Annotated in this window: 28 protein-coding genes; 13 read left to right on the top strand and 15 right to left on the bottom strand. The window is 67.2% G+C overall.

Translation table 11 applies throughout. The annotated features are described in order from the left end of the window. Positions 1-23: 23 nt before the first annotated feature. The 6 genes from betB to AC6CHL_RS06840 form a co-directional block, all read right to left on the bottom strand. Positions 24-1,496, bottom strand: a complete 1,473-nt coding sequence (gene betB / locus AC6CHL_RS06865) for a betaine-aldehyde dehydrogenase (RefSeq protein ID WP_498293951.1) — start codon at positions 1,494-1,496, stop codon at positions 24-26. A 34-nt stretch (positions 1,497-1,530) separates the two neighbouring features. After that, positions 1,531-3,510, bottom strand: a complete 1,980-nt coding sequence (betT, locus tag AC6CHL_RS06860) for a choline BCCT transporter BetT (protein ID WP_038686262.1) — start codon at positions 3,508-3,510, stop codon at positions 1,531-1,533. A gap of 237 nt (positions 3,511-3,747) precedes the next feature. Next, a complete protein-coding gene (locus tag AC6CHL_RS06855) occupies positions 3,748-4,485 on the bottom strand; it encodes an endonuclease/exonuclease/phosphatase family protein (protein WP_181406277.1) in 738 nt (245 codons plus the stop codon). 53 nt (positions 4,486-4,538) lie between these two features. Then, positions 4,539-5,366 carry a thiol:disulfide interchange protein DsbA/DsbL gene (locus tag AC6CHL_RS06850; protein ID WP_137190346.1) on the bottom strand — a complete coding sequence of 276 codons (828 nt, stop codon included), beginning with the start codon at positions 5,364-5,366 and terminating at the stop codon, positions 4,539-4,541. Positions 5,367-5,490: 124 nt separating this feature from the next. Continuing rightward, entirely contained in the window at positions 5,491-6,135 is a 645-nt protein-coding gene (locus AC6CHL_RS06845) for a thiol:disulfide interchange protein DsbA/DsbL (protein WP_038686266.1), read from the bottom strand. A gap of 106 nt (positions 6,136-6,241) precedes the next feature. Beyond that, positions 6,242-7,036 carry a c-type cytochrome gene (locus AC6CHL_RS06840; protein ID WP_038686267.1) on the bottom strand — a complete coding sequence of 265 codons (795 nt, stop codon included), beginning with the start codon at positions 7,034-7,036 and terminating at the stop codon, positions 6,242-6,244. Positions 7,037-7,189: 153 nt separating this feature from the next. Here AC6CHL_RS06840 and yihA point away from each other — a divergent pair, with 153 nt between their 5' ends. Then, the gene (yihA, locus tag AC6CHL_RS06835; protein ID WP_038686269.1) at positions 7,190-7,813 is read left to right on the top strand and encodes a ribosome biogenesis GTP-binding protein YihA/YsxC; all 624 of its coding nucleotides are present in this window, start codon (positions 7,190-7,192) and stop codon (positions 7,811-7,813) included. 1,036 nt (positions 7,814-8,849) lie between these two features. On the opposite strand, the gene AC6CHL_RS06830 is transcribed toward yihA, so the two are convergent. The 3 genes from AC6CHL_RS06830 to AC6CHL_RS06820 form a co-directional block, all read right to left on the bottom strand. Further along, the gene (locus AC6CHL_RS06830; RefSeq protein WP_498293949.1) at positions 8,850-9,827 is read right to left on the bottom strand and encodes an MBL fold metallo-hydrolase; all 978 of its coding nucleotides are present in this window, start codon (positions 9,825-9,827) and stop codon (positions 8,850-8,852) included. A 100-nt stretch (positions 9,828-9,927) separates the two neighbouring features. After that, the gene (locus tag AC6CHL_RS06825; protein WP_498293947.1) at positions 9,928-10,758 is read right to left on the bottom strand and encodes a helix-turn-helix transcriptional regulator; all 831 of its coding nucleotides are present in this window, start codon (positions 10,756-10,758) and stop codon (positions 9,928-9,930) included. Further along, complete coding sequence (locus AC6CHL_RS06820) at positions 10,758-11,456, bottom strand: VIT1/CCC1 transporter family protein (RefSeq protein WP_038686275.1); 699 nt, start codon at positions 11,454-11,456, stop codon at positions 10,758-10,760. The genes AC6CHL_RS06825 and AC6CHL_RS06820 overlap by 1 nt, the downstream gene beginning before the upstream one ends. 200 nt (positions 11,457-11,656) lie before the next feature. Here AC6CHL_RS06820 and AC6CHL_RS06815 point away from each other — a divergent pair, with 200 nt between their 5' ends. Beyond that, complete coding sequence (locus AC6CHL_RS06815; RefSeq protein ID WP_038686277.1) at positions 11,657-13,021, top strand: glutamate--cysteine ligase; 1,365 nt, start codon at positions 11,657-11,659, stop codon at positions 13,019-13,021. 355 nt (positions 13,022-13,376) lie between these two features. On the opposite strand, the gene AC6CHL_RS06810 is transcribed toward AC6CHL_RS06815, so the two are convergent. The 3 genes from AC6CHL_RS06810 to AC6CHL_RS06800 form a co-directional block, all read right to left on the bottom strand. Then, positions 13,377-13,712 carry a hypothetical protein gene (locus AC6CHL_RS06810; protein WP_498293945.1) on the bottom strand — a complete coding sequence of 112 codons (336 nt, stop codon included), beginning with the start codon at positions 13,710-13,712 and terminating at the stop codon, positions 13,377-13,379. A gap of 45 nt (positions 13,713-13,757) precedes the next feature. Continuing rightward, positions 13,758-14,633, bottom strand: a complete 876-nt coding sequence (locus AC6CHL_RS06805; protein WP_498293943.1) for an RHS repeat-associated core domain-containing protein — start codon at positions 14,631-14,633, stop codon at positions 13,758-13,760. A 506-nt stretch (positions 14,634-15,139) separates the two neighbouring features. Then, a complete protein-coding gene (locus AC6CHL_RS06800) occupies positions 15,140-16,198 on the bottom strand; it encodes an NAD(P)-dependent alcohol dehydrogenase (protein ID WP_447595680.1) in 1,059 nt (352 codons plus the stop codon). 106 nt (positions 16,199-16,304) lie between these two features. Between AC6CHL_RS06800 and AC6CHL_RS06795 the strand changes: the two genes are divergently transcribed. From AC6CHL_RS06795 to AC6CHL_RS06780, 4 genes are read left to right on the top strand one after another with little or no spacing between them, the layout of a single operon-like run. Then, a complete protein-coding gene (locus AC6CHL_RS06795) occupies positions 16,305-17,198 on the top strand; it encodes a LysR family transcriptional regulator (protein WP_038686281.1) in 894 nt (297 codons plus the stop codon). 37 nt (positions 17,199-17,235) lie between these two features. Further along, positions 17,236-17,388: a hypothetical protein gene (locus AC6CHL_RS06790; protein ID WP_498293940.1), complete on the top strand. Its 153-nt coding sequence runs from the start codon at positions 17,236-17,238 to the stop codon at positions 17,386-17,388. A gap of 31 nt (positions 17,389-17,419) precedes the next feature. Continuing rightward, the gene (locus AC6CHL_RS06785) at positions 17,420-18,085 is read left to right on the top strand and encodes an SMI1/KNR4 family protein (protein ID WP_498293938.1); all 666 of its coding nucleotides are present in this window, start codon (positions 17,420-17,422) and stop codon (positions 18,083-18,085) included. Between the two features lie 8 nt (positions 18,086-18,093). Continuing rightward, a complete protein-coding gene (locus AC6CHL_RS06780) occupies positions 18,094-18,306 on the top strand; it encodes a hypothetical protein (RefSeq protein ID WP_185753454.1) in 213 nt (70 codons plus the stop codon). A gap of 170 nt (positions 18,307-18,476) precedes the next feature. On the opposite strand, the gene AC6CHL_RS06775 is transcribed toward AC6CHL_RS06780, so the two are convergent. Next, a complete protein-coding gene (locus tag AC6CHL_RS06775; RefSeq protein WP_498293936.1) occupies positions 18,477-19,580 on the bottom strand; it encodes an alkene reductase in 1,104 nt (367 codons plus the stop codon). 127 nt (positions 19,581-19,707) lie between these two features. Between AC6CHL_RS06775 and AC6CHL_RS06770 the strand changes: the two genes are divergently transcribed. The 3 genes from AC6CHL_RS06770 to AC6CHL_RS06760 all read left to right on the top strand — a co-directional run bounded on the left by AC6CHL_RS06770 (position 19,708) and on the right by AC6CHL_RS06760 (position 22,422). Further along, positions 19,708-20,616: a LysR family transcriptional regulator gene (locus AC6CHL_RS06770; protein ID WP_498293934.1), complete on the top strand. Its 909-nt coding sequence runs from the start codon at positions 19,708-19,710 to the stop codon at positions 20,614-20,616. A gap of 80 nt (positions 20,617-20,696) precedes the next feature. Continuing rightward, positions 20,697-21,416 (top strand): hypothetical protein, encoded by a 720-nt coding sequence (locus AC6CHL_RS06765; protein WP_244880174.1) that lies wholly within the window; start codon positions 20,697-20,699, stop codon positions 21,414-21,416. A gap of 19 nt (positions 21,417-21,435) precedes the next feature. Further along, on the top strand, positions 21,436-22,422 hold the full coding sequence (locus AC6CHL_RS06760) for an alpha/beta hydrolase family protein (RefSeq protein WP_498293932.1): 987 nt from the start codon (positions 21,436-21,438) through the stop codon (positions 22,420-22,422). A 12-nt stretch (positions 22,423-22,434) separates the two neighbouring features. Here AC6CHL_RS06760 and AC6CHL_RS06755 read toward each other — a convergent pair whose 3' ends face one another. Next, complete coding sequence (locus tag AC6CHL_RS06755) at positions 22,435-22,992, bottom strand: DUF4240 domain-containing protein (RefSeq protein WP_498293930.1); 558 nt, start codon at positions 22,990-22,992, stop codon at positions 22,435-22,437. A 122-nt stretch (positions 22,993-23,114) separates the two neighbouring features. Between AC6CHL_RS06755 and AC6CHL_RS06750 the strand changes: the two genes are divergently transcribed. Genes AC6CHL_RS06750 through fghA form a run of 4 tightly spaced genes read left to right on the top strand, consistent with a single transcriptional unit; the run spans position 23,115 to position 25,763 of the window. Next, on the top strand, positions 23,115-23,390 hold the full coding sequence (locus tag AC6CHL_RS06750) for a metal/formaldehyde-sensitive transcriptional repressor (RefSeq protein ID WP_038691827.1): 276 nt from the start codon (positions 23,115-23,117) through the stop codon (positions 23,388-23,390). Positions 23,391-23,445: 55 nt separating this feature from the next. Continuing rightward, positions 23,446-24,555, top strand: a complete 1,110-nt coding sequence (locus AC6CHL_RS06745) for an S-(hydroxymethyl)glutathione dehydrogenase/class III alcohol dehydrogenase (protein WP_038686296.1) — start codon at positions 23,446-23,448, stop codon at positions 24,553-24,555. A gap of 7 nt (positions 24,556-24,562) precedes the next feature. Beyond that, on the top strand, positions 24,563-24,922 hold the full coding sequence (locus AC6CHL_RS06740; RefSeq protein ID WP_038686297.1) for a YqcC family protein: 360 nt from the start codon (positions 24,563-24,565) through the stop codon (positions 24,920-24,922). Positions 24,923-24,932: 10 nt separating this feature from the next. Then, positions 24,933-25,763: an S-formylglutathione hydrolase gene (fghA, locus tag AC6CHL_RS06735; RefSeq protein ID WP_038686298.1), complete on the top strand. Its 831-nt coding sequence runs from the start codon at positions 24,933-24,935 to the stop codon at positions 25,761-25,763. A gap of 235 nt (positions 25,764-25,998) precedes the next feature. Here fghA and AC6CHL_RS06730 read toward each other — a convergent pair whose 3' ends face one another. Continuing rightward, on the bottom strand, positions 25,999-26,859 hold the full coding sequence (locus AC6CHL_RS06730) for a PA4780 family RIO1-like protein kinase (protein WP_038686301.1): 861 nt from the start codon (positions 26,857-26,859) through the stop codon (positions 25,999-26,001). Between the last annotated feature and the right edge of the window lie 108 nt (positions 26,860-26,967).

Here is a 26,967-nt window from a genome sequence, read left to right as displayed (position 1 = left end):
CGGTGTTCTCCTGTCAGGCCGGTTCAGAACACCGACGCGTAGCGGTCCAGTTCGATCTGGATGGACTTGGTGCGGGTGTAGGCGCGCAGCGTGGCCAGGCCGTTCTCGCGGCCCACGCCGGACTGCTTGTAGCCGCCCACCGGCATCTGTGCCGGTGATTCGCCCCAGCAGTTCACCCAGCAGATGCCGGCCTCCAGCTGGTGGATCAGGCGGTGCGCGCGGCTCAGGTCACTGCTGACCACGCCTGCGGCCAGGCCGTACTCGGTGGCGTTGGCGCGGCGCACGGCTTCCTCTTCGGTCTGGTAGGCCAGCAGGCTCAGGACCGGCCCGAAGATCTCCTCGCGCACGATGCGCATGTCATCGCGGCAGTCGCTGAACAGCGTGGGGGCCACATAACAGCCCTTGCCGAACGCACCGTCGGTGAGCCGCTCGCCACCGCAGACCAGGCGCGCGCCTTCGGCCTTGCCGCTGGCAATGTGGTCCAGCACGCGCTGCATGTGCGCGGCGCTGACCAGCGGGCCGAAGTTGGTGTCCTCGTTCAATGGATCGCCAATGCGGATGCGTGCGATGCGCTCGCTCAACGCCTGCTCGAAGTCGGTGAGCAGCGCCTGCGGTACGAACACCCGGGTACCATTGGTGCAGACCTGGCCGGCGCTGTAGTAGTTGGCCATCATCGCCACGTCGGCGGCCAGCTCGATGTCGGCGTCGGCGCAGATGATCAGCGGCGACTTGCCGCCCAGCTCCATGGTCACTTCTTTGAGGGTGGAGCTGGAGGCGCTGGCCATCACCTTGCGCCCGGTGCTGGTGCCACCGGTGAAGGAGATCTTCTCGATGCCGGGGTGCTCGGTCAGCGCCGTACCCACGCCGGCACCATCGCCGGGCAGTACGTTGAACACGCCATCGGGCAGGCCGGCTTCGGTGAAGATCTCGGCCAGCTTCAGCGCGGTCAACGGCGTCACTTCGCTGGGCTTGAAGATCATGGCGTTGCCGGCGGCCAGCGCCGGGGCGGCCTTCCACAGCGCGATCTGGATCGGGTAGTTCCATGCGCCGATGGCGCCGACCACGCCCAGCGGCTCCTGCCGGGTGTAGAAGAAGCTGCCTTCGCGCAGCGGCACCTGGCTGCCTTCCAGTCCGTGCATCACCCCGGCGTAGTACTCCAGCACGTCGGCACCGGTGACGATGTCCACGCTGCGCGTTTCGCTGAGCGGCTTGCCGGTGTTGAGCGTTTCCAGCTCGGCCAGCGCGTCGTTGCGCTCGCGCAGCAGGGCAACGGCGCGCAGCAGGATGCGCGAGCGCTCCACCGTGGTCAGCGCGGCCCACACCTTCTGGCCGGCCTGTGCGCTTTCCACGGCCGCATCCAGGTCGTCGCTGTTGGCGCTGTGCACCTTGGCCACCACCGCCCCGGTGGCCGGGTTGATCACCTCGAAGGTGCGTCCGCCCTGCGAGGGAACGTAGCGGCCGCCGATGTAGAGCTGTTGGTCGGGGAATGTAGGCATGTCGATGACTCCTTTGCAGCGGGAGACCAGCGGTTCAACGGGTCAGATGCAGGAACTGCAGGTGGCGCTCGTACTGGTCGATGATGTCGTTGATGATCTGCTGCCGGCTGTAGCCGAACAGCTCGTAGTCCTGTCCACCTTCATAGAGGTGTACTTCGGCGCGGTAGTAGCGCAGGTTGCGGAAGCGCTGCGCGGCGAACGACGGGGTGAGGTAGCCGCGCATGATCACCTGGTAGGTGAACACCTGCTGCTCGCCATGGTCCACGGTCAGTTCCATCTGGCCGGGTTCGAATTTGGTCTGCACGTCCAGGCCTTGTTCGCCCAGTTGCGCGGCCACCGCTTCGATCGCCGGCTTCACGTCGGTGTCCATGAACCGGTACACCTCGTCGCGCACCGGGAAATGCACGGCCTGGGTGATGCGCTGGCGCCAGCCACGCTGGTGCCGTGACTGCCCGATCAGCGGAATCGGCGAGTACTGCGAGGCCTTCTTGCGCTGCGATTCCTCGCCCAGGGCGCGGGTCAGTCCCCAGATCATGAGCAGCAACACCACCGAGAACGGCAACGAGGCCAGCACCACCGCCGACTTGAGCGCGTCCATGCTGCCGGCCAGCAGCAACCCGGCGGTGACCAGCCCGGTCATCACGCCCCAGAACACGCGCAGCCAGCGCGGGCCGTCGTCTTCCGGTGCGCCGCCATGCGAGGACAGCGTGGACAGCACCACCGTGCCCGAGTCGGCCGAGGTGACGAAGAACACGAAGCTGACGATCACCGTGACCGCGATGACCGCGCGGCTCCACGGGTAGCTTTCCAGCAGCGCGTACAGCACGGTGGGCGGGTTATCCACCGCCATCTGCGCCAGGTGCACCTGGTCGTGGTGCAGGATCTGGTCCAGCGCGCTGTTGCCGAAGATCGACAGCCACGCCAGGGTGAAGCCCAGCGGGATCAGCAGCACGCCGAGCACGAATTCGCGGATGGTGCGGCCGCGCGAGATGCGCGCGATGAACAGCCCCACGAAGGGCGCCCAGCCGATCCACCAGGCCCAGTAGAACACCGTCCAGTTGCCCAGCCAGTCCGGGCGCCCGCCGTAGGCATACACGTCGAAACTCTTGCCGACCACGTTGCCCAGGTAGTCGCCCATGTTCTGCATGAGCGCGTTGAGCAGGTACTGGGTGGGGCCGGCGAACAGCATGAACAGCAGCAGGCCGATCGCCAGCAGCATGTTGATGTTGGACATCCAGCGCACGCCTTTTTCCACGCCGGAGACGGCCACGGTGATCGCCGCGCCCATCATCAGCACGATCAGCCCCACCTGCACCCAGGCCGCATGCGGCACCGGGAACAGGGTGTTGAGCCCGGCGTTGAGGTGCAGCACACCAAAGCCCATGTCCGCGCCCAGCCCGAACACGGTGGCCACGATGCCCAGCGCGTCCACGGTGTAGCCGATCGGCCCGTTGATGCGCTTGCCGATCAGCGGGTACAGCGCCGAGCGCAGCGCCAGCGGCAGGTTGTGGCGGTAGGCGAAGTAGGCCAGCGCCATGGCAGCCAACGCGAACACGCCCCAGCCGTGCAGGCCCCAATGCAGGAACAGCAGCTGCATTGCCTGGCGCGCGCTGGCTTCGCCTTCGCCCACGCCGCCCTGCGGGGGCAACAGGTAATGGGTGAGGGGTTCGGACACGCAGAAGAAGAACAGCGTGATGCTGATACCGGCGGCAAACAGCATGCCGGCCCAGGACAGATAGCTGAACTCCGGTTCGTCGTGGTCCGCGCCCAGCTTGACGTTGCCGTAGCCGGACAAGGCCACGCCGACCACGAAGACCAGGTACACGGTCATGGCCAGCAGGTAGTACCAGCCGACATTGCGCGACGCCCAGGTCTGCGCGTCCAGCAGCAGGCTGCCGGACTGGATGGGAAACACGGCGACCAGAATGGCAAATGCCGCCACGATCGTGGCGGCAAGCAGGAAGACCGGTCGAAGCGTGCGTACCTCGTAGGGAGGCGACTCCACAGCGCTCATGGGGAGCAATACTCTCGGTGCCGAACACGGCAGACCCGGAGCATTAGCGCATAGCGGCTGTGGACGGGCTGTTTACGCGACCGCCAAGCCCGTAGAGCCGGGCTCTGCCCGGCTGTCGGGGTGCATGCGAAATGCAGCGGGGCAGAGCCCCGCTCTACGAATTCTGGTGCAGCGGGGCAGAGCCCCGCTCTACGAATTCTGGTGCAGCGGGGCAGAGCCCCGCTCTACGGGGACGTGTCAGCGCAGTGCGTGGCTGGGGACGTCGATTTCCATGGCCAGCGCCAGGTGGTCCGAAAAGGCGGCCGGGACTGCTTCGGCGCTGCGTTGCTGCAGGCCGGTGCTGAGCAGGATGTGGTCGATGGCCCGGTCCGGGCGCCAGCTCGGGAACGTCGGCACCGCGCAACCCGGCGGTTGCAGGTTGGTCTTCTGGTACAGCGCCTGCATTTCCGGGCGGTCGGCCAGGCAGTTGAAATCGCCCATCAGCACCGCGTTGGGATGGTCGGTGAGCAGGTCGGCGATGAAGGCCAACTGCGACATCCGCGAGTTGGTCCCCAGCGACAGGTGCGCCACGGCAACCGCCAGGCCTTCGCTGCCTTCGCCGAACTTGGCCAGCAGCACGCCGCGCCCGCCGATGCGGCCGGGTAGGGCGTGGTCCTGTACTTCCACCGGTTCCAGTTTGCTCAGCAGGCCGTTGGCGCTGGACGCCACCCCGCCCATGCGGCGGTTGGGCTGGTGGCTCCAGTAATTGAAGCCGGCGCGCTCGGCCAGGTAGTGGGTCTGGTTGGTGAAGCCCGAGCGCAGGCTGCCCGGATCGGCCTCCTGCAGGCCAACGATGTCATGACCGCGCGCCAGCTGGGCAATGGCGTCCAGGCTGGTGCGCTTGCGCCCCGCCGGCAGCGCATGCGACCAGCTGCGGGTCACATAGTCGCTGTAGCGGCGGGTGCTGCTACCGGCCTGGATGTTGGCCGTCAGCAGGCGCAGGGTCCGCGTGGTGGGGGAATTCACGACGGTTGCAGGCTCGGTAGGAATCAGTTGCCCTTGGCGGCGCGTTCGCGGGCGATCAGGTGATCGGCGATGCGCAGCATGTCGGGGAAGCTCTTGCCCTTGACCAGGTACTTGCCGTTGACGATCACCGACGGCGTGCCGGTGATCTGGCTGCGCTGGGCGAACTGCTTGGCGGCGTTGGTCTTGGCATTCACCGCGAAGCTGCTCATGGTGCTGGCGAACTGCTTGGCGTCGGCACCGTGCTTGCCGTAGAAGGCGGCGATGTCTTCGACCGAATCACGGCCGCGCTCGCCCTTCAGGGTCTGCTCGGCGTGGATGGCCGAATACAGCGCTTCATGGGTCTTTTCCTGCAGGCCCATGCTCTGTGCCGCATAGAAGGCACGCGCGTAGTTGTCCCAGGTGCCGCCGAACATGGCCGGCACGTAGACGAAGTTGACATCGCTCGGCAGGCCCGCCTTCCACGGCCCGATCAGCGGCTGGAACGCGGCGCAGGCCGGGCACACGTAACCGAAGATCTCCGCCACTTCGATCTTGCCGGCGGCCGGCTGGAACGGCTGGCCGTTTTCAATCAGCACGTAATCGGTGCCTGCCACCGGCTCCGGGCCGGTCGGGCGCGAGGACGCCGCGGCCGGGGCCGGGGTGGTCGCGGCGGCAGCGGCGGTTTCGGCGGCGGCGGTGTCACCGCTAGCAGCCGGTGCCTCGGTGGCGGGCGCTGCCGGTTCGGCGGCCGGGGTGCTGCTCGGGGTGGCCGGTTCGGTCGGAGCGGTGGTGTTGGCGGTGCCGTCCTGGGCCTTGCAGGCCGCCAGAATCGGCAGCAGGGCCAGCAGCGAAATCGCGAAACGGGTCTTCATCTAGGCATCTCCAGCGGATGAACATGGTGGGGCCGGCACCCGGGGTGCCGGCCAGAGGGGAATGATGGCATGCGCCAACGCGCGTCCGGCGTGGACGGTGTGTGACGGTTCAGCGAGCCTGCACTCAGCGCGTGCGTTCGCTGCGGGCCTTGGCGATGAGGGCATCGGCGTTGCGCAGCAGCGCTTCGAACGAGTCGCCCTTGACCAGGTAACGGCCATTGACCACCAGTGCCGGGGTGCCCGGCACCTTGGTGCGCTGGGCGAAGGCGCGGGCGGCCTTCAGCTTCTGCTCGACCGCATCGCCCTTGATGGTCGCCAGGAAGCGCTCTGGTGCCACACCGTAGTCTTTGTAGAAGACGGCCAGTTCGTCCGGCGAGACGTTCTGCATGGGCAGGCTGTTCTTCTCATGCAGCGCCTCGAACATGGCCCGATGGCTGCGCTTGGCCACGCCCAGCTGGTCGGCGCTGAAGTAGGCGCGTGCGAACGAATCCCAGACACCGCCGAACGCGGCCGGCACGGGGGTGAAACGCACATCCTTGGGCAGCTTGGCGGCCCAGGCTTCCAGCTGCGGCTCGAAGCGCGCGCAATGCGGGCAGGTGTAGCCGAACATTTCCACCACTTCGATCTTGCCGGCCAGCGGCGCATACGGGCCGGGCTGTTCGATCAGTTCGTAGTCGGTGCCTTCGACCAGGGCGACCGGCGCGGCCGCCAGCGTGGACAGGGGGCTCAGGGCCAGCAGCAACAACATCAGGCGGGGCATCAACGTCATCTACATCCATCTCCATCGGAAAAAACAACGCCGGCCCAGTGCCGGCGTGGCGGTGAACATAACCCGCCACGGGGGCGGGGGCGGCCATTGCGCCGCCGAGCGGTCTTTACGGGGCCTTCGCCGGTTGCGCGGGCGTGGCCGAGGCCACATCGTCGGCACGGTTGTGCAGGCCCTGCAGGTAGCTGCCCAGGGCCTGGATCTCCTGCTCGGTCAGCTGCTTTGCAATGGTGGCCATGATCTGGAAGTGTGCCTTGTCGGTTTCCTGGGTGGTGCCGGCCTGGTACTCCTGCAGCCGGCGCGCCACGTAGGCCGCATGCTGCCCGCCGATATGCGGGTAGGCCGGGCCCGGGTTGCCGGCACCGGTGGGACCGTGGCAGGCCATGCACGCCGGGATGCCGCGTTCGGCATCACCCCCGCGATACAGCTGCTGCCCGATCTCGTAGAACTTCTTGCCGGCGTACGGACCTTCGCCCACCAGACCGTCGTCGGCAAGCCCGGCGCTGGCCTTCTGCGTTGCGAAATACGCACCGATGTCGCGCATGTCCTGCGGGGTGAGGTCCTGCACGAACGGCACCATCGCCGCCGAGGCCCCGGAGGTGCGCTGGCCGTTGGCGATCAACGCCATCTGCTGGGCGGTATAGCGTTCGCTCTGCCCGGCGATGCTCGGATACATCTCCACGGTGGAGTTGCCGTCGGCCGAGTGGCAGGCCGCGCAGGCGGCTGCCTTGGTCTGGCCGGCCTTCGCATCCCCCCAGGTGGTCTTGCTGAAATCGACCTCCAGCGACGCGGTCTTGATCGGCCCGTTGTCAGGCAGGGGCGTGATCGAGGTCTGGGCGACCGCAACAGCGGCCAGCAGCGATACAGCAACAGCGGAAACGGCAAGAACGCGAGCGTGGCGCATGCGGAAGCTCCGTGTGGACCGGCCTGGCAGGTACAGGGTGCACCCGCGGGGATCGCCCGATTATCCATGCGCTTTCACGCCACGGTCAACGCAGGGTGCAGCAAAACCGGCCGCGGCAGCGCGGATCTGGCCCGGACATGCGATCCTATGCCCATGTCATTGCTCCTCGAACGTGCCCATTACCTGCTTTCGGCCCACAACACCCGGCAATTGCCGGAGGATGTCGGGGCCGAAGTTGCCTTTGCCGGGCGCTCCAACGCCGGCAAATCCAGCGCCCTCAACGCCCTGACCCGCCAGAACAGCCTGGCCCGGGTCTCCAAGACCCCCGGCCGCACCCAGCAGCTGGTGTTCTTCGAAGTCACCCCGGAGGCCAAGCTGGTCGACCTGCCCGGGTACGGCTACGCCAAGGTGCCGCTGGACCTGCAGGCCCACTGGCAGGCCTTCATCGACCAGTACTTCCGTACCCGCGAGGCGCTGCGTGGCCTGGTGGTGGTGATGGACATCCGTCACCCGCTGAAGGACTACGACCGCCAGATGCTGGCCTATGCGGTGCAGCGCGGCCTGCCCGCGCACGCGCTGCTGACCAAGGCCGACAAGCTGGGCCGTGGCCAGCAGGGCATTGCCCTGCAGAAGGTGCGCAAGGAACTGCAGTCCTCGTTCGGCGACACCGTCAGCGTGCAGACCTTCTCCGGTCCCGCCCGCCAGGGCGTGGACGAAGCCCGCGGCATCATCGGCGGCTGGCTGGGCCTGAACAAGCCGGCCCCCGAAACCGCGTAACACCGCGCGGCCCCGTAACCGTGGGCCGCACCCCGGTAACGGGGCGCGCATCCCGGTAGTGCCGGCCGCTGGCCGGCTCCCGATACATCCGGCCGAAAGAGGAGCCGGCCAGCGGCCGGCACTACCCGGTCAGCTTGCGGCCCGCCAACGAACGCCGGTCAGCCGCGCGCCCACCCACGAATGCCGCGCAGCCCGCATCCCCGTACTACCGCACGCGGCCCCGTAACCGTGGGCCGCCCCCCGGTAACGGGGCGCGCATCCCGGTAGTGCCGGCCGCTGGCCGGCTCCCGATACATCCGGCCGAAAGAGGAGCCGGCCAGCGGCCGGCACTACCCGGTCAGCTTGCGGGCCCGCCAACGAACGCCGGTCAGCCGCGCGCCCACCCACGAATGCCGCGCAGCCCGCATCCCCGTAATACCGCGCGCGGCCCCGTAACCGTGGGCCGGACCCGGTAACAGTGCGCGCATCCCGGTAGTGCCGGCCGCTGGCCGGCTCCCGATACATCCGGCCGAAAGAGGAGCCGGCCAGCGGCCGGCACTACCCGGTCAGCTCGCGGCCCGCCAACGAACGCCGGTCAGCCGCGCGCCCACCCACGAACGCCGCGCAGCCTGCATCCCCGTAACACCGCGCGCGGCCCCGTAACCGTGGGCCGGACCCGGTAACAGTGCGCGCATCCCGGTAGTGCCGGCCGCTGGCCGGCTCCCGATACATCCGGCCGAAAAGAGGAGCCGGCCAGCGGCCGGCATTACCCGGTCAGCTCGCGGCCCGCCAACGAACGCCGGTCAGCCGCGCGCTCACCCACGAACGCCGCGCAGCCCGCATCCCCGTAATACCGCGCGCGGCCCCGTAACCGTGGGCCGGACCCGGTAACAGTGCGCGCATCCCGGTAGTGCCGGCCGCTGGCCGGCTCCCGATACATCCGGCCGAAAGAGGAGCCGGCCAGCGGCCGGCACTACCCGGTCAGCTCGCGGCCCACCAACGAACGCCGGTCAGCCGCGCGCTCACCCACGAACGCCGCGCAGCCCGCATCCCCGGGTTAATGCCCCGGCAACGGCGCGAACTCGCCCGGCACCCACGCAAACGCCTCACCCTCGCGCCGCACGTGGCCCAACCCCGGGAACGGCAGGTGCGCACCGGCCACCCACCAGCCCCCATCCGCCGCCTGCGCCATCATCGCGCGACGGCTGGCGACGGCGGCCGTGCGGTCGCTGTCGGCCTCGTAGGCCGCCTGGGGCTGGGCGAACTGCACCGCGTGGAAATGCACGATGTCGCCCCACACCAGCACCGCCTGGCCCTTGCCGGCGTCCAGCTTCCAGGACACATGGCCCGGCGTATGCCCATGGCTGTCCAGCGCCGCCACCCCAACCGGCAAGGTTTGCCCGGGGCTGAAACGACGCAGCTTGCCCGCCGCCTCGTAGGGGGCCACCGCCTTGCGCGCCAGCGCAAAGGCAAAGCGCACGCCCTGCGGTGCGGTGGCTTCGCTGGCCGGGTCCAGCCAATAGGCCGCGTCGGCGGCCGACAACCACACCGTGGCATTGGGGTAGGCCATCGTGTCCTGCGCATCCAGCAGCCCGCACAGGTGGTCCGGGTGGGCATGGGTGAGCAGCACGTCGTCCACCTCCGCCGGGTCGTAACCGGCCGCGCGCAGGTTGCCCAGCACTTGGCCCAGGCCGGGCCCGAAGCAGGCGGCCGTGCCGGTATCCACCAGCGTCAGGTGATTGCCCCGCTGCACCAGATACGCGTTGACCGCGGTCTGCAGGCCTTTGCCGTCTTCGGGCACGTAACGGTGATCGAGCAGGCGGGTCACCGCGCCGGCATCGATCCCGGTCAGTTCCTGGCGGCCCAGTGCCACGGTGCCGTCGAACAGCGCGGTGACCTGCAGCGTGCCGATCTGCTGGTGATAGACGCCGGGCACCTGCGCCGAGGGCGTGTGCGCGGTGGTGGCCAGCGCCGGGCCGGTGGCGACGGCCAGCAACAGGGCAGCAGCATGTAAGCGGATGCGGGGAAGGGACATGGCAGAGGCTCTACACAAGGCGGCGGTGCCGCGGTGCCCCCATGCTGCACGCGGGCGATGCCGCGTACCGCTCAGAATGCGCCGTGATCCGCTCGCCGTTTCAGCTGTTGCCGATTGCTGCCGGTTCCAGCCCGTAGCGCGCGGCGAAGCGCTTGTTGAAGCTGCCCAGCGAGCGGTAGCCCACGCGCGCGGCCACGGTCTTCAGTGGCAGCCGGGTGGTGTACAGCAGGTTCATCGCGTGCGCCAGGCGTGCATCGGCGATCAGCTCGCGCACGCTGGCCTGCTCGCTGGCCAACCGCCGACGCAGCGTCGCACCGCTCAGGCACAACTGCGCTTCGAAGTCGCGCGATTGCCAGTCGCGTTCGGGCTGGGCGGCGATCAGGTCGCGGATGCGTTCGCCCAGGCTGGGCTCGGGCGGCACCAGCAGGCTGCCGTGGCCGCGCCGGCAGAATGCCAGCACCAGCGCGGCCAGCGCGAGGCGGGCCTCGGTGTAGCGCGCGTGTTCCAGCGCATGGCGCCATTGCCGCAGCGTGTCGCCGTGGTCGTCCAGCGACAACCGCGCCAGCGCGTCACCGGCCTCGGGCAGGGGTTCGTTCCAGAGCACGCGCGCGGCGGCCAGCGCTTCGCTGCACAGGGGCACGATCGCGCTGAGGTACACGCCGCTGTGCGGATCGGGAATGTTGACCACGTCGATGCGGCAGCGGCGGGTGATCAGGAACAGGTCGCCGGGCACGAACGTGAGCGACTGCGTACCGCAGGCCACTTGCTTGCGCCCCTGCAGCAGGATCGCGAACTGCGGCTGCGGGATGTCCACCGAGGAGGCGCCGTGCTCGCGACGCGCGGTGACGCAGGCATAGCCGTCGGCGCGCGCGCAGGTGGCCAGGCTGGCCATGTCGTCCAGTAGCGAGGCGGGGTGCAGGAGGGCGTTCATTACCGCGCAGTATCGAACAACTGGCCGATCAGTGCCGCTGCCGCCATCGCCAGCGCGCCCCAGAACATCACCCGCACCGCGCCGCGCAGGGGCGGTGCGCCACCGGCACGCGCGGCCATCGCGCCGGTCAGGCCCAGCCCGACCAGGGTGGCGGCGGTGGTGACCTGTGCAACGTAGGCATGCGGGGCCAGCAGTGCGGTCAGCACCGGCAGCGCCGCGCCGCAGATGAAGGCACCGGCCGAGGCCATCGCGGCCTGCAGCGGGCGGGCGCGCAGTTCGTCGGTGATGCCCAGCTCGTCGCGGGCATGTGCGGCCAGGGCATCGTGGGCGGTCAACTGCACCGCCACCTGCTGGGCCAGTTCAGGGGTCAGGCCGCGATGCCGGTAGATGGCCGCCAGTTCTTCCAGCTCGCTGTGCGGGTCTTCGCGCAGCTCGCGCTTCTCCACTGCCAGGTCGGCATGCTCGGTATCGACCTGCGACTGCACCGACACGTACTCGCCAGCTGCCATCGACATGGCCCCGGCCACGGTGCCGGCGATGCCGGTGGCCAGGATCGTGGTGGCACTGGCCCCGCTGGCCGCAATGCCGACCAGCAGCCCGGCCACCGAGACGATGCCGTCATTGGCGCCCAGCACGGCGGCCCGCAGCCAGCCCACGCGGTCGGAGCGATGTACTTCCGGATGTCTGGATCGGCTCATGGGGCAGTGTAGGGCGCGCCCGCCGCGCGGGGCGAAATGCGTCGCAACGGCGCTGCGGCCCGGTCAAGCCCTTTTTTATAGGATGCTGAAAACCGTCACGGTGACACGACGGTGGGGGACGCCACGATATAGTGCGCCCTTGCGATGCGGGGGCTGCAACCCCACATCCCCGCCCTGACCAGAATACTGCGAGCCTCCCCTTGTCGAGCCCCAGCCACGTCGCCGAGACGCCGATCACCGACCGAAATGAACTGGTCGCCACGTTGGCCTCCGGCGAAAAGCCCCAGGCGCAGTGGCGCATCGGCACCGAGCACGAGAAGTTCGGCTTCCGCCTGGACGACCTGCGCCCGCCCACCTTCGACGGCGACCGCGGCATCGAAGCCCTGCTCAACGGCCTGACCCGCTTCGGCTGGGATCCGGTGCAGGAAGAGGGCCGCACCATCGCGCTGCTGCGCGACAACGCCTCGGTGACGCTGGAACCGGCCGGCCAGCTGGAACTGTCCGGCGCGGCGGTGGAGACCATCCACCAGACCTGCGTGGAAACCGGCACCCACCTCAATGAAGTGGCGCAGGTGGCCGGCGAACTGCAGCTGGGCTTCCTGGGCATGGGCTTCCAGCCCAAGTGGACCCGCGACGCGATGCCGTGGATGCCCAAGGGGCGCTACAAGATCATGCGCGAGTACATGCCCAAGGTCGGCACGCTGGGCCTGGACATGATGACCCGCACCTGCACGGTGCAGGTCAACCTGGACTACGCCACCGAAGCGGACATGGTCAAGAAGTTCCGCGTGTCGCTGGCGCTGCAGCCGATCGCCACCGCGCTGTTCGCCGATTCGCCCTTCACCGAAGGCGCGCCGAACGGCTACCAGAGCTACCGCTCGCACATCTGGACCGACACCGACAACGACCGCACCGGCATGCTCGACTTCGTGTTCGAGGACGGCTTCGGCTACGAGCGGTACGTCGACTACCTGCTCGACGTGCCGATGTACTTCTCTTACCGCGATGGCAAGTACCACGATGCCAGCGGCCAGAGCTTCCGCGATTTCATGGTCGGCAAGCTGCCGGTGTTGCCGGGCCAGTTGCCCACGCTGCGCGACTGGTCGGACCACATGACCACCGCCTTCCCCGAAGTGCGCTTGAAGAAGTACCTGGAAATGCGCGGTGCCGATGCCGGCCCGTGGAGCCGCCTATGTGCGTTGCCGGCGTTCTGGGTGGGGCTGCTGTACGACGATGCCGCATTGGATGCGGCCTGGGACCTGGTGCGTGATTTCAGCCTGGTCGAGCGCAATGTCCTGCGCGATGGCGTGCCGCGGCATGGGCTGAAGCTGCCGTTCCGCAACGGCACCGTTCTGGACCTCTCGCGCGAAGCCCTGAAGATCGCCGTGGCCGGCCTCAAGCGCCGCGCGGCGCGCAACGCCGATGGCCAGGACGAAAGCAAGTTCCTGGAGGTGCTGCAGGAGATCGTCGATTCCGGACTGACCCCGGCCGATCGCAAGCTGGCGCTGTTCCATGGCGAGTGGGGCGGCAACATCGATCCGGTGTTCAAGGAGTTCGCGTACTGAGTGGAAAAAGCACCCTGGAAGAACGGCGCTCTCCCGGTCCGGGTAAGCGCCGTTTTCCCAAGTGACAGCTTACGACCAAGCCCGAGGATTCTCGACGCATCTGGTGCCGGGAGTGGGAATGGAACCAACCACCTGAACATGACGAGCTCAGGGAAGGGCAGAGTCCGGCCAATGCCTTATGGAAGGACGGCACACCCTGCGCTTGGCGCCATGACAGGAAGCGTGTCGGTTCCAGATCATGATGCTGCCGTCAGGCCGATCAGTTGCGTGGCGCCTGGGCCGGTATATCCGTCGCCGTAGGGTCAAGGTGGAGATATCAGTCGGGGCATTCTTCAGAGATCTCAGAACCATGTAGTCAGGCAGGCCTTACCGCCGACAAGACAGCTTCAATTCCGACGTCTGTACAGATCTGAAGCGCGAGCTCCCGCGCTTCAGAGGCCGTCAGTCGCCCTGCCGTCTTCAATGCTTCGGCTGAAAACTCCGGATCAAACGAGATCTTGTTCACAACTTCCTCCTGAATCCGGCGATGCAACTCGATAGCCGGACCTAGCCGAACCCTATCTTCCGCATGTATTGCACTTGAAACCTCGTGGCCGTCCAACGCCTCGTAGTAGTAAAAATTAGAGTACTTGTCGATGAAGCTCTGGGCGTTGACAGCGCCGAGTGCAAAATCTTTAACAAGCCTCGTCATCTGGATTAGTCCTGCCTCGTTATCCATTTTTCACGGACTCCTCACTCATTGTTTTACGGGAAGCCAAGGGGTCCCGTCGGCATTGGTTACACCTGGCACATGGCCATGCGGCTGCTGCGCTCGGGGATCGGGATGGGTTGATGGTTTATGTCCTCCATCAATACGCACCCCAGTAGGCTGACCGTCGGGCCCTTTCGCCTGAACGAAGCGGCCATCTGGGGATCCTTCAATTCTTCCGCCTGGCGGTGTCGGGATAGCGTTTCCCTTGGAATCGACATAGATGGTTCCAGAAACCTTCTGCTCGCTGGCGACCTTCCGTCCCAGTTGCGCGGCTTCGTCACCGTGCTTCAACACTGCCTTTCCGGCATCACCGGCAAATGGGATCAGACCCATTGCGGCCCCGGCAATATTCGCAGGTGTTGGAGCGTGGACTGCCTCAACGATACCTTTGACGTCCCCCAGGACCGGCGTGAAGTCGGCAACTACAGGGAGAATCTGCTGGGCTTGCTCAGCTGTTACAGGATGGTAGAAATCCCTGGGTGCTCCCAACGCTTGACGACCATCTGGGTCAATAAAGCGATATGGGTTGCCGTTCGCATATCGGTATCGATTGAACTGCCCCACCGGCTGGTCATACGCCGTCACCGGGTCCACCGACAGGAATGCGCCCAATTGCGGATCCATATACCGCTGCTGCATGTAGCTCAGCCCTGTGGCCGCATCGCTCACATGCCCCGTGTACCCCGGTCCATCCGTGACCTGGCCGCCTACCACAGCACCGTAGGGCTCGTAGTCATAGCGTTTGGTCACGTTTCCATTGGCATCAGATTCGGCCACTACCGAACCGACAGCATCAGTGTGGATGTAGGTGACGGTCTGAGCGCTCGCGATCGGCATCAGTGACAGGCCGACCAACAGCATGGAGCAGAGCCATGCGCCCACGACACTCAGCTTTCGAAAGAAGCTCTCCAATTTCCTGCGGCGAGTAAACGCGCTGCCAGCACCTCCACCGAATCTGCCCATCCTTCCAATCCCTGAAAGAGCCTTGAAGCAAGGCGTGTCATTGATAGCACAGCAATGAGAGGCCCGGGGCTGAACTGCTTCAGCGCGGCCAAAGGTGCCATGTCGGATTGGATTGCGCGAGAAGCGCCAAGCGGCAGGGAAGCCGGACCAGATAGAAGTAGCGATGCCAATCGCGGCGCGTCAGCGGAAGATGACAACGGCAAGATCGCATCTCGGCAACCGGCAGATAGGTGTCACAGCTCTGATCGGAGAGGGGGCCGATCCTGGGTCACCGTCCTCGGCCAACTACGCCGAGGACGGTGAAGATCTCCAAGCCGCCCTATCCGTTCGATGGCAAGACTGCTCCTCTCAGGCGAACAGCAATGCGGTATCTCCGGGATTTTTCATTTGAACCTGCGGAAGGATCAGGCCGCTTTTTCCAGCGTGGCCATGTCGATCACGAAGCGGTAGCGCACGTCATTCTTCGCCATGCGTTCCCAGGCTTCGTTGACGGTCTTGATGTCGATCACTTCCACATCGCTGACGATGTTGTGCTCGGCACAGAAGTCCATCATCTCCTGCGTTTCGGCCATGCCGCCAATCGCCGAACCGGTGATGTGCTTGCGGCCGAAGATCACGCTGACGCCGGTCGGCGGCGGATCCAGCTCGGTCAGCACGCCGACCAGGCACATGGTGGCATCACGCTTGAGCAACGCCATGTACGGGTTGGTGTCGTGACCCACCGGGATTGTGTTGAGCAGGAAATCGAAGCTGCCGGCATGCGCCTTCATCTGCGCCGGATCACGCGAGACCAGCACTTCATCGGCGCCCAGGCGCTTGGCATCGGCGCCCTTTTCGGGAGTGGTGGTGATCATCACCACCGTGGCGCCCATCGCCTTGGCGAACTTCACGCCCATGTGGCCCAGGCCACCCAGACCGATCACGCCGACCTTCTGGCCGGGGCCGACCTTCCAATGGCGCAGCGGCGAATAGGTGGTGATGCCGGCGCACAGCAGCGGCGCAGCGGCCTTCAGGTCCAGCTTCTCGGACACCTTCACCACGAAGCGCTGCTCGACCACGATGTGGTCGGAGTAACCGCCGAAGGTCGGCTGGCCGCCATCACGCTCGGTGCTGTTGTAGGTGTAGGTGGCACCCTTCTCGCAGTACTGCTCCAGATCTTCATCGCAGGCCGCGCAGTGGCGGCACGAATCGACCATGCAGCCGACGCCGGCGAAGTCGCCAACCTTGAAGCGGGTGACATTGGCACCGACCTCGGTTACGCGGCCGATGATCTCGTGGCCGGGCACCATCGGGAACATCGCGCCGCCCCAGTCGTCGCGGGCCTGGTGCAGATCGGAGTGGCAGATGCCGCTGAAGAGAATCTCGATGCGGACGTCATCGGGACCGGCCGGGCGACGTTCGAAGGAGAACGGCACCAGCGGGGCGGTCTGGTCGTGCACCGCATAACCATGGGCGAGGGACATGGGGAATCCTTGGCAGGTTTGTAGAAAGGCGCTTTACAATACGCCCCGATCCCGTGCACAAACAGTCAGGATATCGGCATGATTCATCAAGTGAAACGGGATAATCATGGCCACTGACAATCTGACCCATCTGGCCGCCTTCGCCGCCGTGGCCCGCCACCGCAGCTTCCGTAAGGCGGGCGCCGAGTTGGCCCTGTCCACCTCGGCGGTGAGCTATGCGATCCGCGCGCTGGAAGAACGGCTGGGGGTGGGCCTGTTCCATCGCACCACCCGCAGCGTGGCCCTCACCGAGGCCGGCCAGCGCCTGCTCGAACGGCTGCAGCCGGCCCTGGATCAGGTGCATGACGCGCTGGAGGAAATGAATCACTTCCGCGCCGCCCCGGCCGGCCTGCTGCGTATCAACGCCACCCGCGCCGCCGTGCAGACCCAGCTCGGCCCGCGCCTGGCGCGGTTCCTGCAGGCCCACCCCGACGTGCGCATCGAACTGGCGCAGGACGATGGCCTGGTGGATATCGTCGCCAAGGGATTCGATGCCGGCGTGCGCCTGCATGAATCAGTGCCCGAAGACATGGTGGCGGTGCCGCTGGGCCCGCCGTTGCGCGGCCTGATCGTGGGCGCGCCGTCCTACCTGCAGCGCCGCGGCATTCCAGCGCATCCGCACGAACTGGCGCAGCATGAGTGCGTGCGCTTCCGTTTCGCCAGCGGCCATCTGTACAAGTGGCAGTTCGAACGCGACGGCCAGGAACTGGAGGTGGACGTTCCCGGCCGGCTCACCCTGGGCGACCAGCACACCATCCTGCAGGCCGTGCTCGACGGCCTTGGCCTGGCCTACGTGCTGGAAGACTCCGCGCGCCCGTACCTGGACGATGGCCGCCTGGTGGCAGTGCTGGAAGACTGGAGTGAACCGTTCCCCGGCTTCGTGCTGTATTACCCGCGGCAACGGCAGATGTCGTCGGCGCTGCGCGCATTCGTGGACATGGTGCGCGACACCACCGCCTAGCCGCGCAGGCGCGTGCATTGAGCCACGCCTGCACGCCATGCTGGCGTCGCGGCGGGCAGGCCATGCGCGCGTCGAGCATGTCGGTGTGATGCGCGATGGCAGCTATGCGCTGCCGGTGGTCGCCGTGTCCGGGCAGTCGATTGCACGCCCTTCTTCGTCCAGCGTGGTCTATCGTTACACCACGCGCTGAGCGCGCCTCTCTTCGGCTTCTTGGATCCTGCATGCACACGCTTTCCGATATCGAACAGGCCACCGGCCAAGCCTTCCCGCCGCTCTACCGGCAGCTGGACGCCGAGGATCGGCTGGGCTTTGGTGGCCCGCACCCGGAGTGGGTCAAGGTCGTGTTTCCGGCGCTGCAGGCCGCACCGCCGGTGCTGCTGTATGCCTACGACTACGAGCCGATCGCGCGCGAGCGGCTGCACGAGGCGTGGTCGGACCTGACTGCCGCCGACCACTACAACCCGCTGCGGGCGGACATGCAGCTGCTGCCGTTCGCCGAAACCGGTGCCGGCGATGTGTACTGCTTCTGGACCAACGCACCGGGCTTTGCCGAACCGCCGGTGCTGCTGGTCTGGCACGACGACGACCGCGCCGACCTGCTGGCCGCGAACTACCAGGACTTCCTGTTCCGCAAGATGGTGGAGTCGGTGCTGGACCTGGAGGATTCGCTGCTGGACGACGGCGCGTTGGCCGACAACCTGCAGCGTTGGCTGGGCACGCACCGCGCGTGGCTGCGTGCCGACCAGGTGCAGGCACTGGAAACGTGGTTCGGGCAAACCGACGCCATCGCCGATGGCGCACTGCACGAAGACCAGGCCGATGCACTGATCCGCCAGGTGATCGGCTTCGCGCGCCTCAACGAGCGCATTCCCTACGTGCAGGCATGACGGCGGCCATGCCTGGGCCTGCTGCACTCAGCGACGCGGACTTCCGCCAGCTCGCCGACCATCTGCTGGCGTTGGACGCCGGACGGATGCCGGCGCCGTTGCCGCCGCACCTGCGTGCGCACCCGGTGGCCACCTTGGCCGCCACCGGGCAACTCGATGCAGCGGTGGTGGCCCTCATGGGCGACGTACCCAACCCATGGCGGGGCCTGATGTTGCGATGACCCCGCGCGGGCGGACGGTAGAGCCACCCCATGGGTGGCTGCACGCAGCGCCGACGTCGAAAACCCAGCCACGCATGGCGTGGCTCTACCGCCGGCGGGGCACAGGTAGAGCTACCCCACGGGTGGCTGCACGCACGCACGGAATCACCACGCCCGCGCCGGCCCGATGATCAGCCGGCAACCGGATAGTCGGTATATCCCTCCGCCCCACCGCCGTAATACGTGCCCCGATCCGGCACCGCCAGTGCCACGTCGCGCTCCAGCCGCGCCACCAGATCCGGGTTGGCGATGAACGGCTGGCCGAACGCCGCCAGATCGATGATGCCGTCGTCCACCAGCTGCAGCGCCCGCGCGCGGGTGAGGCTGCCGGCCAGGATCAGGGTGCCGCCGTAGCTCTGCTTGAACGTGCGCAGGAATGCCTCGCTCAGGACCGACACGCCCCGTGCATGGTTGTCGTTGAGGTGCACGTAGGCCAGGTCGCGCTTGCCCAGTTCCTGCGCCAGGTACAGATACGCCGCTTCGTTGCCGACGTACTCGGGCATGTCGAACTGCAGGTTGTTCGGTGCCAGCCGCACGCCCACGCGGTGCGATCCGATCCGCGCAGCCATCGCATCGATGGTGTCCAGGATCAGACGTGCGCGGTTCTGCAGCGTGCCGCCGTAGCCGTCGGTGCGGTCATTGGTGACCGGGTTGAGGAACTGTTCGAACAGATAGCCGTTGGCCGCATGCAGTTCGATGCCGTCGAAACCGGCGGCGATCGCGTTGTCGGCCGCGCTAGCGAAATCGTCGACGATGCCGGGCAGCTCGTCGGTGCGCAGGGCACGCGGCGGGGTCGGATCGGCCTGCCCACGGCTGCCGTCTTCGCGGTAAACGAACGCGCTGCTCTTCGGGTCGCTGGCCACCGGGCGGGTGCCCGCGCTGACCGGCTGTCCGCCGTCGGGCTGCAGCGAGGCGTGCGACATGCGGCCCACGTGCCAGAGCTGGGCGAAGATGACGCCCCCTTCGGCATGCACGGCAGCGGTGACCGGCTTCCAGCCGTCCACCTGTTCGGCCGACCACATGCCCGGCACGTCGATGTAGCCCTGGCCCTGCGGCGACACCGGGGTGCCTTCGCTGATGATCAGCCCGGCACTGGCGCGCTGCCGGTAGTACTGCGCGGTGAGGGCGTTGGCCACGGTGCCGGGGTTGCGTGCGCGGGTCATCGGCGCCATCGCGATGCGGTTGCGCAGGGGGGTGCCGGCGAGGTCGTAGGGCTGGAAGAGCAGGGCGGTCATAAGGCGGAACTCGTGGGGAAGGGGGCGCCAGCGGCGCGACCCCTTCAAGATAGGGTTGACCTGGAGGTGCATAAAGGACTTCAATTTCCCAGTAAGTGGGACATTGTGTCCCCAATGGAGCGCGGTGATGCTGCCAGTGGAATCGTTGAACGGGCTGGTCACCTTCGTCACCACGGCGCGCTCGGCCACGTTCACCGAAGCGGCCGAGACCCTGGGCATCTCGCGCTCGGCGGTGGGCAAGGCGATCGCGCGGCTGGAGGAGCGCCTGGGCGTGCGGCTGTTCCATCGCACCACGCGGCGCATTTCGCTCACCGCCGATGGCCAGGCCTACTTCGCCTCCTGCGCCACCGCGCTGGAAGAGATCGCTTCGGCCGAGGCATGCCTGGGCTCGGCCTCGCACCTGCCGGCAGGCCGCCTGCGCATCGACATGCCGTCCTCGTTCGGGCGGCTGATGATCCTGCCGGTGCTGCTGCGCATCTGTGCCGAACACCCCGAACTGCAGCTCACCATGACCTTCACCGACCACTTCGTGGACCCGGTCGAAGAAGGCATCGACCTGTTGATCCGCTTCGGTGGGCTGGACCAGGCCCAGCACCTGGTCGCGCGACGGCTGGGCACCCAGCAGCTGATCACCTGCGCGTCACCGGCCTACCTGGACAGGCACGGCACGCCCGCCACCGTGGACGACCTGCATGCGCATCGCAGCATCGTCGGCTATCGGTACGGCCAGCCGGTGGCGTGGCGGATCGGAGAAGACGCGGGGCAAGCGCGCTTCATTCCCAGCGGCACCCACCAGCTCAACGATGGCGATGCCGTGATCGAGGCGGCCATCGCCGGCCTGGGCATCTGCCAGATGCCGCACTTCCTGGTGAAACAGCACCTGCAGACGGGCGCGTTGCAGCAGGTGCTGGGCCACTGCATGCAGCACCATGTGGAGATCCACGCGCTATGGCCGCAGACCCGGCACCTGCGCCCGAAGGTGCGTTACGTGGTGGATGCGCTGGCGACATTGGCCGATGCCGGTGCGTTCGACTGAGCCGGGCCGGTAGGCATCGGTTGTCAGTGCCGTGCCAAGCAGGCCATCATCAATGCCACCAACCACGGACGGGAGTGGAGATGCGCGGCGCACACGCAGTGATGAGCACGATCCGGTGCGGGCTGCCGATACTGCTGCTGGCAAGCCCGGCGGCGCAGGCCAGCCAGGCCGCAAGTACCGAGGCCATCTACATCGAATTTCTGTGGGCCAGGACACCGGTGGGGGCGTTGGCACGGCAACAGACGCGGCAGTTCGTTCTGGAAGGTGGTCCGGTGCACCAGGTGTGCGTCGCGGCGAATGCGCACGATACCGATGTGCAGGGCCTGACCCTGGCGATCCGCGACGGGGCTGGCATGGAGGTGTCCCGCAGCACCCATGCCGACTATCGCGGCCGCAAGCAGTGTTTCCCCGCAGAGCTGGGCCACGACGGCGCGCCCGGGCAGTGGACGGTGGACACGTGGCTGGGCGATGGACGCCATGCCAGCGCTACCGTGCGGGTGGATCGCACGCTGGATGATTCACCGTACATGCGCGACCCCGCCATCGCCTATGTGTACGGCCGCCCCAACTACGACGCGGACATTTCGCCCGCGGATTGGGTGGGACGGGTGGAATGGCAGATGGACGTGGACCCGCAGGGGCGCGTCACCCATGTGGCCATCGTCGCGGCCGAGGGCGTGGGCACGCGCCTGCGTGACCGGGCGATCGCTGCCGGTTACATCAGCCTGTTTCCGCCCGACGCCGCGCGCACGCAAACGCCGCTCCGTGCGCGGCGCGCGCTGACGTTCGCAGCGGAATGACACCGCCAATGGATGCACCATGATCAACGCGATTCATCGTGTCACCTGGGCAATTGTCGGCGTGCTGTGCCTGGGCGCGGCAAGCGCGTCGCCGCTGCATGAGCAGCTGAGCGTACCCCGCGTGGACGGAACCCTTCTGGATGTACAGGTGCACCGGCCTGCGTCGGCGGGAAAGGTGCCGTTGCTGGTCTTCATCGATGGCTCGCTGTGCATTCCGTCCACGCTCAACGACAGCGTGGCGTGGCTTCAGCAGCAGGTGGACGGCCCGCATCCTTTCGCCTTGGCCGTGATCGAAAAGCCCGGCACCGTCGTCCCGCCGCGCACTGCCGACGGTGGCATCGACATCGGCCCGGAGTTCCACTGCAGCGACGCGTTCCGCCAGCACTACACCCTGGATCAACGCGTTATTGATCACCTGCGTGCGTTGCAGTATCTGCACCGCCACGCACCGTGGTGGAACGGCGCGCTGTGGATCTGGGGATTCTCCGATGGGGGGCGCATCGGCGCGCAGCTGGCCGCGTACGCGCCGCAGACTACGGCGGTGGCGCTGATCGGCTTCGGCGGCGGGACACCGATGGCCGAATCGATGCAGGACATGGTGTGTGCAGCCAACGGCACGCCAACCACCTGCCGCCAGGAACTGCGCGCCAGGATGGACACCATTCGCGCTGAGCCAGTGCCCGGCAAGGACTGGATGGGCGAGGCCAACACCTTCGCGGTCTGGGCCGGTCGCCTGGATGCGGTGGAGGCCAACGTGCTGCGGGATCTGCGTGCCCCGTTGCTGGTGGTGCACGGTGAGCGCGACGGCTCGGTGCCGGTGGCGTCGGCACGGAAGTTGGCCACGGCGATGCAGGGGGCGGGCGTTACCTTCCGCTACGTGGAGGTGCCCGGCATGCGGCACAGCCTGTGGAGTACGCCCACTGAGGCACAGGCGCTTGAGTTGCACCGGGACGTGCTGGACTGGTTGCATGGCACGCCCGCTGTCGAGGACGGCGGCGAAGGGTAGGAGGTTTCTGGCTCAGCCGAACCGCGCCGCCAACCGCGGCACCAGCGCCTCCACGTCGCCATCAACGTCGTCCCACGGCGCATCGATATCGGCGGCGTAGTGGATCGTGGCCATGAGCGCGGCGTGGTCGGCTGCACTCGGCGCGTGCGCGCGCATTGCCTCGCCCAGCGCGACATGGTCCGGCTCCATGCCCTGGTGCTGAAACCAGGCCGCGCCTCCCACCGCAAGCATGCCTTCGCCCTCCGACGGCGTAGCGCCCAGCGGATGGGCGGCCAGGGAATCGGGGTCGCGCAGGGCGGCCAGGAAGCACGCCTGACCCTGCCCGATCAGCCAGCCGCGGAAGTAATCGAAGCCATCGTCGCTGCAGCCGTCGGTGATGATGTAGGCCGCCGCCCACAACCGGCTCTTGTATGACAGGGCATGGTAAATCTGGAAATACCCGCACCAGCGCAGGAGGGCATCGGCGTCCTGTGCGGCCAGGCGCTGGGTCAGCAGCGCGGGCAGGGCGTCCGGCGACGGGGCGTCCTGCCGGGCCTGCTCGATGAGGGTCCAGAATGCGTGGCGGTCCATGCGGGCGGTTCACGAGGGGGAGCACCGTTCTAGCCCATGGCCTGCGCCGAAGCAACCGCGCAGTGACCCGCGCGAGCGGTTGTGTATACTATCCCCCAGTATAGTTCTCTGGTCATTTGCCCGTGCCGCACTCCCCGGAAGAAAAGAAGAAGGTCCTGGCCCGCGTGCGCCGCATCCGCGGCCAGTGCGATGCGCTGGACCGGGCGCTGGACGCCGGGGCCGAGTGCGGGCCGGTGCTGCAGCAGATCGCGGCGATCCGCGGTGCGGTCAACGGGCTGATGTCCGAAGTGATGGAAGCCCACCTGCGTGAAGAATTCGGCCAGCCGGCGCAGTCCGATGCGCAGCGCGCCGAGCGTGTGCGCGACATGAGCGCGCTGATCCGTTCCTACCTGAAATAAGCGCGCGGCTACCCGCGCGCGCACCTGTCTTGTTCCTTGCCTTGGAGAGTTCCCGATGAAATCCCGTGCCGCTGTAGCGTTTGGTCCCGGCCAGCCGTTGAAGATCGTCGAGATCGACGTCGCCCCGCCGAAGAAGGGCGAAGTGCTGGTCAAGATCACCCATACCGGTGTCTGCCATACCGATGCGTTCACCCTGTCCGGCGATGATCCGGAAGGCCTGTTCCCGGCCGTGCTGGGCCATGAAGGTGCCGGCATCGTGGTGGAAGTGGGCGAGGGCGTCACCAGCGTCGCGCCGGGCGACCACGTCATTCCGCTGTATACCGCCGAATGCGGTGAGTGCCTGTTCTGTACCTCGGGCAAGACCAACCTGTGCGTGGCCGTACGCGCCACGCAGGGCAAGGGCGTGATGCCCGATGGCACCACCCGCTTCAGCTACAACGGCGAGCCGATCTACCACTACATGGGCTGCTCGACCTTCAGCGAGTACACCGTGGTGGCCGAGGTCTCGCTGGCCAGGATCAACCCCGAGGCGAACCCGGAACACGTGTGCCTGCTGGGCTGCGGCGTCACCACCGGCATCGGCGCGGTGCACAACACCGCCAAGGTGCAGGAAGGCGATTCGGTGGCCGTGTTCGGGCTGGGCGGCATCGGCCTGGCGGTGATCCAGGGCGCGCGCCAGGCCAAGGCCGGCCGCATCTTCGCCATCGACACCAACCCGTCCAAGTTCGACCTGGCCAAGCAGTTCGGTGCCACTGACTGCGTCAACCCGAAGGACTTCGACAAGCCGATCCAGCAGGTGATCGTGGAGATGACCACCTGGGGCGTGGACCACACCTTCGAGTGCATCGGCAACGTCAACGTGATGCGTGCGGCACTGGAATGCGCGCACCGTGGCTGGGGCCAGTCGGTGATCATCGGCGTGGCCGGCTCGGGTCAGGAAATCTCGACCCGTCCGTTCCAGCTGGTCACCGGCCGCTCGTGGAAGGGCACCGCCTTCGGCGGCGTGAAGGGCCGCAGCCAGCTGCCGGGCATGGTCGAAGACGCCATGAAGGGCGACATCGAACTGGCGCCGTTCGTCACCCACACCATGGACCTGGAGCAGATCAACGAGGCCTTCGAGCTGATGCACGAAGGCAAGTCGATCCGCTCGGTGGTGCATTACTGAGCGGCCCATGGGACTGACCGACTTCTGGAAGCGTCCGGCCGTGCCGCTGCGTGATGCGCTGGTCGACCAGATCGAGCAGGCGTTGCGCGCGCTCGGCTGGTTGCAGGGGCCGGTCGGCGCGCCGCGTCACGTCGATTCACCGTTCGGCATCGACGAGATGCCCTTCGAACAGTGGCTGGTGCAGGTGTTCCTGCCGCGCCTGCACGAAGCACGCCGCGACGGGCAATGGCCGCCGCAGAGCCAGGTTGCGGTGGCGGCGCGGCGCAACCTGGATGGTCAGGACGAATGCGAGCCCTTGCTGCAGCTGCTTGCGCAGCTCGACCATGACATCAACACCGGCGGCGCGCCTGCGCGCGACCGCCCCTGAAGGAACTTCCATGGAACGCATCGAACATCGCGCCGCCTTCGGCGGTTGGCAGGACGTGTACCAGCACCGCTCGGCGGTGCTGGGTTGCGAGATGAAGGTGGCGGTGTACCTGCCGCCGCAGGCGGCCACGCAGACACTGCCGGTGCTGTACTGGCTGAGCGGGCTGACCTGCACCGAGCAGAACTTCATCACCAAGGCGGGCGCGCAGCGCTATGCGGCCGAGCATGGGGTCATCCTGGTGGCCCCGGACACCAGCCCGCGCGGTGACGACGTGGCCGACGCCGAGGGCTACGACCTGGGCAAGGGTGCGGGCTTCTACCTCAATGCCACCGAGCAGCCGTGGGCGGCGCACTACCGCATGTACGACTACATCGTGGACGAACTGCCGGCGCTGGTGGAAGCGCATCTGCCGGCAAGCGGTGCGCGCAGCATCAGCGGGCATTCGATGGGCGGCCACGGTGCGTTGGTGATCGCGCTGAAGAACCCCGGCCGCTACCGCAGCGTGTCGGCGTTCTCGCCGATCGTGGCACCCACCCGCGTGCCGTGGGGCCAGAAGGCGTTCACCGCGTACCTGGGCGAAGACCGCAGCGGCTGGGCGGCGTGGGACGCCAGCGAACTGGTGGCCACCGCCGAAGAAAAGCTGCCGCTGCTGGTAGACCAGGGCGGTGGCGATGAGTTCCTGGACACCCAGCTGCAGCCGCAGTGGCTGCAGGCCGCCTGCACCGCCGCAGGCCACCCGCTGCAGCTGCGCCTGCAGCCGGGGTACGACCACAGCTACTACTTCATCAGCACGTTCATCGGCGACCACATCGCGCACCACGCCAAGGCGCTGCACGCCTGATCGGCGCACCACGCCAACGCGCTGCACGCCTGATCGTAGAGCCGACCGTTGGTCGGCTGCACGCAGCACCAGAGGGGTAGAGCCGACCGTTGGTCGGCTGCACGCGATAACGGAAGGGTAGAGCCGACCGTTGGTCGGCTGCACGCGATAACGGAAGGGTAGAGCCGACCGTTGGTCGGCTGCGCGCGATACCGGAACAAGGAACAGCCACCCATGGGGTGGCTCTACCGCCGCCTCAATCCTCGTCTTCTTCCGCGGCCTCGCGACCCTGCTGGCGGATCAGCGCTTCTTCGCGCGCATCGTTGATGGCGTGGCGCACGCTGTCCAGGTCGATGGTGGTTTCGTCGTGCACGAAGGTGCCGGTGAGCGGGCTGTCGGGCAGCAGGTCGCCGGCCTCGAACAACGCCCACATTTCCTCGCCATACCAGCTGTCCAGCAGCTCCGGCGCAAAACGCCCCAGGTAGGCAGTGAGGTTGTTGACGTCACGCAGCAGCATGCTGCGCGCGGCATTGTTGCCGCCGGCGCTGACCACCTGCGGGAAGTCGATCACCACCGGGCCATCCGGCCCCACCAGCACGTTGTACGGCGACAGATCGCCATGGATCAGCCCGCAGCACAGCATGCGCACCACCTGGCGGACCAGGGTCTGGTGGAAGTCGCGGGCCTGGTCGGCCTCCAGCTCCACTTCGCCCAGGCGCGCGGCGGAAAAGCCGTCGGCGTCGGTCACCAGCTCCATCACCAGCACGCCATGGTAGTAGCCATGCGGTTCGGGCACGCGCACACCGGCGTCGCGCAGCTGGTACAGCGCGTCCACCTCGGTGTTCTTCCAGGCCGTTTCCTGCTGCTTGCGACCGTACTTGCTGGCCTTGCCTACCGCACGCGCTTCACGGCTACCGCGCACCTTGCGGCCTTCCTGGTACTGCACGCGCTGCTGGAAGCTGCGTTGGGCCATGTCCTTGTAGACCTTGGCACAGCGCACGTCGTCACCGCTGCGGACCACGTACACGGCCGCTTCCTTGCCGCTCTTGAGCGGGCGCAACACTTCATCGATCACGCCGTCGTCGATCAGCGCCTGCAAGCCTTGGGGGGTCTTCACGGAATCTCGGGTATGCGGCCGGCGCCAATGTGCCAGCCTGAAAGGGGGAGGGATTTTCGCATCTTCCGGGCGGGCCGGCCATCGGCGGCTGTTCAAGCGGGCCGCCGC

The sequence above is a fragment of the Stenotrophomonas sp. GQ19 genome (assembly GCF_059758695.1).
Note: the sequence above shows the minus strand (reverse complement) of the source record. Positions and strands in the feature narration are given on the sequence as shown.

Excerpts from the sequence above, each read along its gene's own strand:
- betB (WP_498293951.1), bottom strand. The coding sequence starts at position 1,496 with ATGCCTACATTCCCCGACCAACAGCTCTACATCGGCGGCCGCTACGTT.
- betT (WP_038686262.1), bottom strand. The coding sequence starts at position 3,510 with ATGAGCGCTGTGGAGTCGCCTCCCTACGAGGTACGCACGCTTCGACCG.
- AC6CHL_RS06850 (WP_137190346.1), bottom strand. The coding sequence starts at position 5,366 with ATGAAGACCCGTTTCGCGATTTCGCTGCTGGCCCTGCTGCCGATTCTG.
- AC6CHL_RS06845 (WP_038686266.1), bottom strand. The coding sequence starts at position 6,135 with ATGACGTTGATGCCCCGCCTGATGTTGTTGCTGCTGGCCCTGAGCCCC.
- AC6CHL_RS06840 (WP_038686267.1), bottom strand. The coding sequence starts at position 7,036 with ATGCGCCACGCTCGCGTTCTTGCCGTTTCCGCTGTTGCTGTATCGCTG.
- yihA (WP_038686269.1), top strand. The coding sequence starts at position 7,190 with ATGTCATTGCTCCTCGAACGTGCCCATTACCTGCTTTCGGCCCACAAC.
- AC6CHL_RS06830 (WP_498293949.1), bottom strand. The coding sequence starts at position 9,827 with ATGTCCCTTCCCCGCATCCGCTTACATGCTGCTGCCCTGTTGCTGGCC.
- AC6CHL_RS06825 (WP_498293947.1), bottom strand. The coding sequence starts at position 10,758 with ATGAACGCCCTCCTGCACCCCGCCTCGCTACTGGACGACATGGCCAGC.
- AC6CHL_RS06820 (WP_038686275.1), bottom strand. The coding sequence starts at position 11,456 with ATGAGCCGATCCAGACATCCGGAAGTACATCGCTCCGACCGCGTGGGC.
- AC6CHL_RS06810 (WP_498293945.1), bottom strand. The coding sequence starts at position 13,712 with ATGACGAGGCTTGTTAAAGATTTTGCACTCGGCGCTGTCAACGCCCAG.
- AC6CHL_RS06805 (WP_498293943.1), bottom strand. The coding sequence starts at position 14,633 with ATGCTGTTGGTCGGCCTGTCACTGATGCCGATCGCGAGCGCTCAGACC.
- AC6CHL_RS06800 (WP_447595680.1), bottom strand. The coding sequence starts at position 16,198 with ATGTCCCTCGCCCATGGTTATGCGGTGCACGACCAGACCGCCCCGCTG.
- AC6CHL_RS06795 (WP_038686281.1), top strand. The coding sequence starts at position 16,305 with ATGGCCACTGACAATCTGACCCATCTGGCCGCCTTCGCCGCCGTGGCC.
- AC6CHL_RS06790 (WP_498293940.1), top strand. The coding sequence starts at position 17,236 with ATGCTGGCGTCGCGGCGGGCAGGCCATGCGCGCGTCGAGCATGTCGGT.
- AC6CHL_RS06785 (WP_498293938.1), top strand. The coding sequence starts at position 17,420 with ATGCACACGCTTTCCGATATCGAACAGGCCACCGGCCAAGCCTTCCCG.
- AC6CHL_RS06780 (WP_185753454.1), top strand. The coding sequence starts at position 18,094 with ATGCCTGGGCCTGCTGCACTCAGCGACGCGGACTTCCGCCAGCTCGCC.
- AC6CHL_RS06775 (WP_498293936.1), bottom strand. The coding sequence starts at position 19,580 with ATGACCGCCCTGCTCTTCCAGCCCTACGACCTCGCCGGCACCCCCCTG.
- AC6CHL_RS06770 (WP_498293934.1), top strand. The coding sequence starts at position 19,708 with ATGCTGCCAGTGGAATCGTTGAACGGGCTGGTCACCTTCGTCACCACG.
- AC6CHL_RS06765 (WP_244880174.1), top strand. The coding sequence starts at position 20,697 with ATGCGCGGCGCACACGCAGTGATGAGCACGATCCGGTGCGGGCTGCCG.
- AC6CHL_RS06760 (WP_498293932.1), top strand. The coding sequence starts at position 21,436 with ATGATCAACGCGATTCATCGTGTCACCTGGGCAATTGTCGGCGTGCTG.
- AC6CHL_RS06755 (WP_498293930.1), bottom strand. The coding sequence starts at position 22,992 with ATGGACCGCCACGCATTCTGGACCCTCATCGAGCAGGCCCGGCAGGAC.
- AC6CHL_RS06745 (WP_038686296.1), top strand. The coding sequence starts at position 23,446 with ATGAAATCCCGTGCCGCTGTAGCGTTTGGTCCCGGCCAGCCGTTGAAG.
- AC6CHL_RS06740 (WP_038686297.1), top strand. The coding sequence starts at position 24,563 with ATGGGACTGACCGACTTCTGGAAGCGTCCGGCCGTGCCGCTGCGTGAT.
- fghA (WP_038686298.1), top strand. The coding sequence starts at position 24,933 with ATGGAACGCATCGAACATCGCGCCGCCTTCGGCGGTTGGCAGGACGTG.